This is a genomic window from Streptomyces sp. NPDC086077, from assembly GCF_040686175.1.
Classification (GTDB): Bacteria; Actinomycetota; Actinomycetes; order Streptomycetales; family Streptomycetaceae; genus Streptomyces.
The window spans coordinates 1-7,913 of sequence record NZ_JBFBJT010000231.1 but is presented as its reverse complement, the minus strand read 5'-3'; the positions used below and the strand labels follow the sequence as shown (position 1 = coordinate 7,913).

Genomic DNA, 7,913 nt, shown 5'->3' with positions numbered 1-7,913 from the left:
TCGAATACCTCTTCGGGTTCTTTCACCCAGTCCCAGATCTCGGCTTCGGTCTCCCGATCCGCTACCCGGGCCCGTCCCCCCGCAACCCCCGTATGCGGTGGCTACTCGGTGGCGATGGCGTTGAGGACGTTCATGCGGCCCGCCCGGAACGCCGGGATCAGGGCGGCGAACAGACCCACGAAGGCCGAGCCGATGAACACCGCGCCGATGGTCGGCCACGGGATCTCCAGCACGTCCAGGCCCTCCAGGGCGAGCAGCTGCTGCGCCGTGGCGCCCCAGCCCATGCCCAGACCCAGGCCCAGCAGGGCGCCGAAGAGGGCGATCACGACCGACTCCAGGCGGATCATCCGGCGCAGCTGCCGGCGCGAGAGACCGATCGCCCGCATCAGGCCGATCTCCCGGGTCCGCTCGACCACCGACAGGGCCAGCGTGTTCACGACGCCCAGGATCGCGACGATGATCGCGAGCGCCAGCAGGCCGTAGATCATGTTCAGCAGCTGCCCGATCTGGTCCTTCAGGGCTTCCTTGTAGTCGGTCTGGTCCCGGACGCTGTACTGCGGGTAGTCGTTCAGTCCCGCCTTCAGCGCGGTGTACGCGGCCGCCTGCCGCCCCTCCTCGGCGGAGGCGAACAGCAGCATGTCGAGCGGCATCTTCTCGGCCGGCACGTACTTGGCGAGGGTGTCGATCGACGTGTACATCGCGCCCTGGTCTATCACCGCTTCGCTGCTGGTGATCGCCCGGACCGTCAGCCGTGCCTCGGAGCCGTCCTTGAAGGCCACGGCGATCTCGGAGCCGAGCGTGATGCCGTGGTCCTTGGCGTACTCCTCGTGGACGGACATCGAGTCGGGCCGGTAGGCGTCGGCGAGGTTGCCCGCGACGGTCTCGACCCGCAGGTCCTGCGCGTAGGTCGGGTCGGCGGCCGTGATGGCGGTGTCCTTGGACGTCCTGCCGTCGGGGGTCCTGAAGTCGGCCTGCGTCCACTTGTACTCGGTGACGCGTGCCACGCCGTCGGCGTCCTTCACGGCCTGGACCGCCTGCGGGGTGATCAGCTGCCCGCTGTCGGACTGCACGATGAAGTCCGTACCCACGCTCTTGTCGAGCTCCTCCGTCGCCGAGGCGATCATCGAGGAGCCGACCACCGACAGGCAGGCCACCAGCGCCAGCCCGATCATCAGCGCGGCGCCCGTGGCACCGGTGCGGCGCGGGTTGCGCAGCGCGTTGCGCTCGGCCATCCGGCCGACGGGGCCGAACATCCGCAGCACGATCGCGCCGAGCACCCGGACGACGCCGCCCGCCAGCAGCGGGCCGATGACGACGAAGCCGATCAGTGACAGCACCACGCCGGCGCCCAGCCACAGCGCGCCGTCACCGGCGGTGGTCGCCGCCGCGGCGAGGTACAGCGCCAACCCGCCCCCACCCGTCAGCAGCGCGCCGATCACGGCCCGGACGACGCCCGCCCTGGCGTCGGCCGGTGCGCCCGCGTCGCGCAGCGCGGCCATCGGCGAGACCTTGCCGGCCCGGCGGGCCGGGAGGTAGGCGGCCAGGACGGTGACCACGACGCCCAGGACGAGGCCGACCACCGGGGTGGTCCACACGACCGTCAGGTCGTCCGTCGAGAGGTTCATGCCCATGGCGCCCATGAGCTTCATCAACCCCACCGCGAGCCCGACGCCCGCGCCGACACCCAGCACGGAGCCGACGACGCCGAGCAGCAGCGCCTCGACCAGCACCGACCGGTTGACCTGCTTGCGGCTCGATCCGATGGCACGCATCAGGCCGATCTCGCGGGTGCGCTGGGCGACCAGCATCGAGAACGTGTTGATGATCAGGAAGACGCCGACGAGGAAGGCGATCCCGGCGAAACCGAGCATCGCGTACTTGATGACGCCCATGAACTCCTGGACGTCCGCGGCGTTGGCGTCGGCGACCTCCTTGGCCGTCTGCACCTTGTAGCCGCCGTCGAGGGCGGTGGAGACGTTCTTCTTCAGCTGGGCGTCGCTGACGCCGGGCGCGGCGGTGACGTTGACGTTGGTGTACACCCCGGTCTCACCGACCAGGGCCTGCTGGGCGGTCTTCGTGTCGAGGTAGAAGATCGCGGCGCCGGGATTGGTGACGGTGAAGTCGGCGATGCCGGTCACCTTCGCCCGGTGGGTGCCGACGGCGGTGATGATGCCGATCCCGTCGCCCAGCTTCAGGCCGTGCTTGTCGGCGGTGTCCGCGTCGACCATCACCTGGTCGGCGCCCCGGGGCGCGGAACCGGAGGCGATCTTCATGGTGCGGGCGTCGTTGGCGTTCCAGTTGCCGACGATGGTCGGTCCGCCGCTGGTCGGGGAGAGGCTGTCCTTGTCGGCGTCGACGACGGTCACCGAGGTCGAGAAGACCGTCCCCTGCGCCGACTTCACGCCGTCCGCCTTGCCCACCTCGTCGACGACTGAGGCCGGCATGACCGGCGGCTTGCCGTTGTCCGCGGTGGTCTCTCCGGTGTCCGAGGACCCCTTGGCGCTGACGGTGACGTCGGAGGCGGTGGCCGCGAACAGCTTGTCGAAGGTGGTGTTCATCGTGTCGGTGAACACGAGAGTGCCGCACACGAAGGCGACCGACAGCAGCACGGCGACGGCCGAGAGGGCCATGCGCCCCTTGTGCGCGAAGAAGTTGCGCATCGAGGTCTTCAGCACGGTCATGACGTGCGCCCCCGGGCGTCGAAGTCCTTCATGCGGTCCAGGACGGCCTCGGCCGTCGGGCGGTGCATCTCGTCGACGATCCGGCCGTCGGCGAGATACAGCACCCGGTCGGCGTACGACGCGGCCACCGGGTCGTGCGTGACCATCACGATGGTCTGCCCCAGCTCGTCCACGGACCGGCGCAGGAAGCCAAGCACCTCGGCGCCCGCCCGCGAGTCGAGGTTTCCGGTCGGCTCGTCACCGAAGATGATCTCCGGCCGGGCGGCGAGGGCCCGGGCCACGGCGACGCGCTGCTGCTGGCCGCCGGAGAGCTGCGTCGGCCGGTGCTTGAGCCGCTCGGCGAGCCCGACCGTCTCCACCACCCGGTCCAGCCACGCCTTGTCGGGCTTGCGGCCGGCGATGTCCATGGGCAGCGTGATGTTCTCCATCGCGTTCAGCGTCGGCAGCAGGTTGAAGGCCTGGAAGATGAAGCCGATCCGGTCCCGGCGCAGCTGCGTCAGCTTCTTGTCCTTCAGACCGGTGATCTCGGTCTCGTCCAGGTAGATCTGCCCGCTGGTCACGGTGTCGAGCCCGGCCAGGCAGTGCATCAGTGTGGACTTGCCGGAGCCCGACGGGCCCATGATCGCGGTGAACTGGCCGCGGGCGATGTCCACGTCGACATGGTCGAGGGCTACGACGCGGGTCTCCCCCGCCCCGTACGCCTTGACGACCTGCCGCGCTCGCGCGGCTACGGCCGTACGCTCTCCAGTGCCCCCGTGCCTGGGAATGGTTACAGCCGATGTCACCGTATGTCTCCTATGTCGGTTGGTAGTTGACGCGGAAGTACGCCCACCGGCTCGTGCCGGCCCGTACCGGGTCGTGCGAAGTGCGAAGTGCTACGCCGATGAGTCTCGCGGCAGGAGGGGGTGCCGCTCGATGGTGCACGGCCCCCTCTTTCACTGAGGAATACCCCACCCCCGAAGGTGCGGTGCACCGCCCCCGACCGCCCTCCCCGGCGGCGCCCTCAACGGCGTAAAGCCAGGTTAAGGACGGACTGGGCGCCCCTCGTCCTCCGCCGGGACGAACCCTCCCCGAGCCCTGGTACGGAGAACCCCCTAGGGGCCGTCACCCGCGAGGCGGAGTCCGTCTCAGGGTCGGGTCCTCCCTCCGGCCCACTCAGGCTGCACCCTCCCGTCGCGTGAGGGTCAAGTGGGAAGCTGTCGGGGCAGCAGATAGGTGCAAGGGGAAGGAATCTGCGTGGGCACCACCAGACCCGTCGTGCGCGGCACCGCAGGGCGCGCCGCGACCGGCAAGCCGGGAGCGGTCGTAGCGGCGCTCATGCTCTCCATGGCGCTGGCGGCGCTCGACTCCACCGTCGTCTCCACGGCCGTCCCGCAGATCGTCGGTGACCTGGGCGGCTTCTCCGTCTTCTCGTGGCTCTTCTCGGGCTATCTGCTCGCCGTCACCGTCACCCTGCCCGTCTACGGCAAACTCTCCGACACCTTCGGCCGCAAGCCGGTCCTCATCGCCGGTGCGTCCGTCTTCCTCGTCGGCTCCCTGCTGTGCGCGCTCGCCTGGAACATGTGGGCGCTGATCGTCTTCCGCATCGTCCAGGGCCTGGGCGGTGGCGCCCTGCAGGGCACGGTCCAGACGCTGGCCGCCGATCTGTATCCGCTGGCGGAGCGCCCGAAGATCCAGGCCAGGCTCTCCACGGTGTGGGCGGTGTCGGCCGTCGCCGGACCGGCGGTCGGCGGGGTCCTCGCCGCGTACGCCGACTGGCGCTGGATCTTCCTCGTCAATCTGCCGATCGGTGGCCTCGCCCTGTGGCTGATCGTGCGTCACCTGCACGAGCCCGCGCGGGAGCGCAGCACACGCGCGCGTGTGGACTGGTCGGGCGCGCTCACCGTGTTCGCCTGCGGCGGGGTCCTGCTGACGGCGCTGGTGCAGGGCGGGGTAGCCTGGCCGTGGCTGTCGGCGCCGTCATTCGCCCTGTTCGGCACGGGACTCGCGCTGGTCGCGCTCCTCGTGGTGATCGAACGCCGGGCCGCCGAGCCCATCATCCCCGGCTGGGTGTGGCGGCGCCGGACGATCGCCGCGGTCAATCTCGCGCTGGGCGCGCTGGGGCTGCTCATGGTCGCCCCGGCCGTCTTCCTGCCGACGTACGCCCAGTCGGTCCTCGGCCTCGGACCGGTCGCCGCCGGGTTCGTGCTCTCCGTGTGGACGTTGAGCTGGCCGGTCTCGGCGGCGTGCAGCCAGCACGTCTACCGCCGGATCGGCTTCCGCAACACGGCGATGCTGGGCATCGGCACGGCGACCCTGGTACTGCTGGCCTTCCCCCTGCTGCCCTATCCGGGCCAGGCCTGGCAGCCGACGCTCGTGATGCTCCTCCTCGGCGCCGCGCTCGGCCTGTTCCAGCTCCCCCTCATCGTCGGCGTCCAGTCCACGGTGGGCTGGTCGGAACGGGGTACGGCCACGGCCTCGATCCTCTTCTGCCGCCAGAGTGGCCAGACCGTCGGCGCGGCGGTCTTCGGCGCCGTCGCCAACGGCGTCCTGGCCGGCCGCATCGGCAGCACGGACCTCGACGCCGTCGCCCACGGCCTCGGCACGGGCGCGACGTCCGAGACCACCCGGCGGGCCGTCGCGGACGCGGTTCACGCGGTGTACCTGGGGGCGGCGTGCGCGGCCGCGCTCGCCTTCCTGGTGCTGCTGGTCATGGCTCCGCGCCGCTTCCCGGTCATCGACGAGCCCTGACACGCACCCGGAGAAACCGTCCTCCAGGTCTCCGCCGCGCGCCGGGAACTCCCCCTCACTCGTGGTCCGTTCACCTTCCCCGGCCCCCTCGGGCGCCAAAAGTCCGAGTTAACGCGGGTAACACCGCAGGTCATCGACGGGTAGTCGAAGTAAGCGCATACCGACCGCTCAGTTTGGTGAAAACGCCGCGCGTCCCGTGACTCACGAGTAGCGTGCGTGGCCCGCCCCCCACCTCCCTGCGGTCCGCCGCCACGGACCCGAGCCGCGCAAGGAGCACGGGATGTCCTACGACCCGTACGCGCCTGATCCCCGACGCCCGTCGCACCCGCCCCCGCACGACGACCCCTTCCCGCCCAGCTTTCCCGACGTCCCGCCCGCCGCGTCCGCCCCGCCCCTCGCCTCACGGACGTACCCCACCTACCCCTGGCAGCCGGACGCGCGCCCCGAACCGGACCGGCGGCGGGCGCCCGTGCACGCGCCGCTCGGGCACCACAGCGACCTGCGCATCCTGCGCGGCGCCTACCGCTGGCAGCGGCGGGTGGCGACGCTCACCGCGCTCGGGTACTTCACGCTGTTCCTGGTGCTGTCCGCGTCCGCGCCGGGGTTCATGACGGCCGAGGCCGCCGGGGGACTGCCGACCGGGCTGCTGCTGGCGCTGGCCCAACTGCCGGTCACCTGGCTGGCGATAGCCCTGTACGAGCACACCGCGCGCGTGCGGGTCGATCCGCTGGCCGACCGGATCCGCCGACAGGCCGCGCTGGACGCCAAGCGGGGGGCCGGACGGTGACCGGATTCAGTGAGTCCGCGGAGACGATGACGCTGGTCGCGTTCACCGTCGTCGCCACGATCACGCTGCTGCTGTGCGTGATGACCGGCCCCGACCGCGACGACCTCGACGAGTTCTACACCGGCTACAGCTCCCTGTCCCCGATGCGCAACGGCCTGGCGATCGCCGGAGACTACATCTCCGCGGCGACCGTGCTGGGCACCTGCGGGGTGATCGCGCTGTACGGCCACGACGGGATCGTGCTCGCGCTCAGCACGACGCTGTCGCTGATGCTGCTGATGTTCCTGCTGGCGGAACCCCTGCGCAACGCGGGCCGTTTCACGATGGGAGACGCCTTCGCACGCCGTATGCCGGGGCGGTGTGTGCGGGTGACCGCGTGTGGGGTGACGCTGGCCGCGCTGTTGCCGTTGATGCTCGTCCAGCTCGCGGGCACCGGTCAGTTGATGGCCTTTCTGCTGGGGTTGTCCGGCACGAAGGTGGAGACGGGCTGCATCGTCGGGCTGGGCGCCCTGATGATCAGCTACGCGGCGATCGGGGGGATGAAGGGGACCGCGCTCATCCAGATCCTGAAGATGGTGATGCTGCTCGGGTCGGGAGCGGTGGTCGCCGTCCTGATGCTGAGCAGGTTCGACTGGGACCCGGCCGCCCTGTTCGACACGGCGGCGGAGCGGAGCGGGGTGGGCGCCGCCTTCCTCAGCTCCGGGCTGCAGTTCGAGGGCGGCCCGTTCCCCCGCCTCGACATGATCACCGCCGAGCTGTGCGTGGTGCTGGGCGGCGCCTGCCTGCCGCACGTCACCATGCGCATGTACACCGCGTCCAGCGCCCGCCAGGTGCGCCGGTCGATGTCCTGGGCGGTGTCCGCAGTGGCGGTCTTCGTGCTGATCATCACGGTCGTCGGCATCGGCGCGACCGCGCTGATCGGCCGCGAGGCCATCGCGGCCGAGGACCCGCAGGGCAACTCCGCCTATCTGCTGGGCTCCCAGGCGGCGTTCGGGCCGGAGGTGACGACCGGGGAGACGTTCCTGTTCACGGCGGTCACGACCGCCGTCTTCCTGACGGTGCTCGCCTCGGTCGCCGGGATGATCCTCGCCTGCGCCAACTCCCTCGCCCACGACGTCTTCGCCGGCCGCGTCCAGGAGCTGTCCGCCCGCCGCGAGATGACCCTGGCCCGCCTCTCCGCCGTCGCGATCGGCATCCCGACGATCCTGCTGGCCACGATGGTCCAGCACCGCAGCCTGCAACCCCTGGTGACGCTGTCGTTCTCCCTGGGCGCCTCCGCCCTCGCGCCCGCCCTGGTCTACGGCCTCTTCTGGCGCCGCTACACCCGCACCGGCCTAATGAGCACCCTCATCGGCGGCTCCCTCGCCGTGCTGATCCTGATGCCGGGCACCAACCTGGTCTCCGGTTCACCCGTCTCCGCCTTCCCCGAGGCCGATTTCACGTACTTCCCCTTCACCACCACGGGCCTGGTCTCCGTCCCCCTCGGCTTCGCCTTCGGCTGGCTCGGCACGATGGCCTCCGGCCGGCGCAAGGCGGAGGAGCAACGGCGGCAGTACGAGGCCGTGGAGGCGTGGATCCTGGCGGGTGCGGTACGCCGGAAGGGGTGAGCGGCGGTCGGGCGCCGGTCCGGGCCGGCGATCCACGCACCTGGTCTCGGACGAGGTCCGGGCACTGCGCCGCCGGGGCGTCGGCGGGTGCGGGAGCCTCCCGCCGAC

General features: G+C 71.0%; 5 protein-coding genes. 3 read left to right on the top strand and 2 right to left on the bottom strand.

Translation table 11 applies throughout. The features are described 5' to 3' along the window. Window positions 1–101 precede the first annotated feature (101 nt). Together AB0O67_RS35390 and AB0O67_RS35385 are read right to left on the bottom strand one after the other, a co-directional pair. Window positions 102–2,681, bottom strand: a complete 2,580-nt coding sequence (locus AB0O67_RS35390) for an ABC transporter permease (RefSeq protein WP_365459573.1) — start codon at window positions 2,679–2,681, stop codon at window positions 102–104. Then, a complete protein-coding gene (locus AB0O67_RS35385) occupies window positions 2,678–3,466 on the bottom strand; it encodes an ABC transporter ATP-binding protein (protein ID WP_365459570.1) in 789 nt (262 codons plus the stop codon). Before AB0O67_RS35385 ends, AB0O67_RS35390 begins: the two co-directional genes overlap by 4 nt. Window positions 3,467–3,917: 451 nt before the next feature. Here AB0O67_RS35385 and AB0O67_RS35380 point away from each other — a divergent pair, with 451 nt between their 5' ends. From AB0O67_RS35380 to AB0O67_RS35370, 3 genes are all read left to right on the top strand, one after another. Then, window positions 3,918–5,411 carry an MFS transporter gene (locus tag AB0O67_RS35380; RefSeq protein WP_365459567.1) on the top strand — a complete coding sequence of 498 codons (1,494 nt, stop codon included), beginning with the start codon at window positions 3,918–3,920 and terminating at the stop codon, window positions 5,409–5,411. Between the two features lie 280 nt (window positions 5,412–5,691). Continuing rightward, entirely contained in the window at window positions 5,692–6,198 is a 507-nt protein-coding gene (locus AB0O67_RS35375; protein WP_365459564.1) for a DUF485 domain-containing protein, read from the top strand. Further along, on the top strand, window positions 6,195–7,805 hold the full coding sequence (locus AB0O67_RS35370) for a cation acetate symporter (protein WP_365459561.1): 1,611 nt from the start codon (window positions 6,195–6,197) through the stop codon (window positions 7,803–7,805). The genes AB0O67_RS35375 and AB0O67_RS35370 overlap by 4 nt, the downstream gene beginning before the upstream one ends. The last annotated feature ends 108 nt before the right edge of the window (window positions 7,806–7,913 follow it).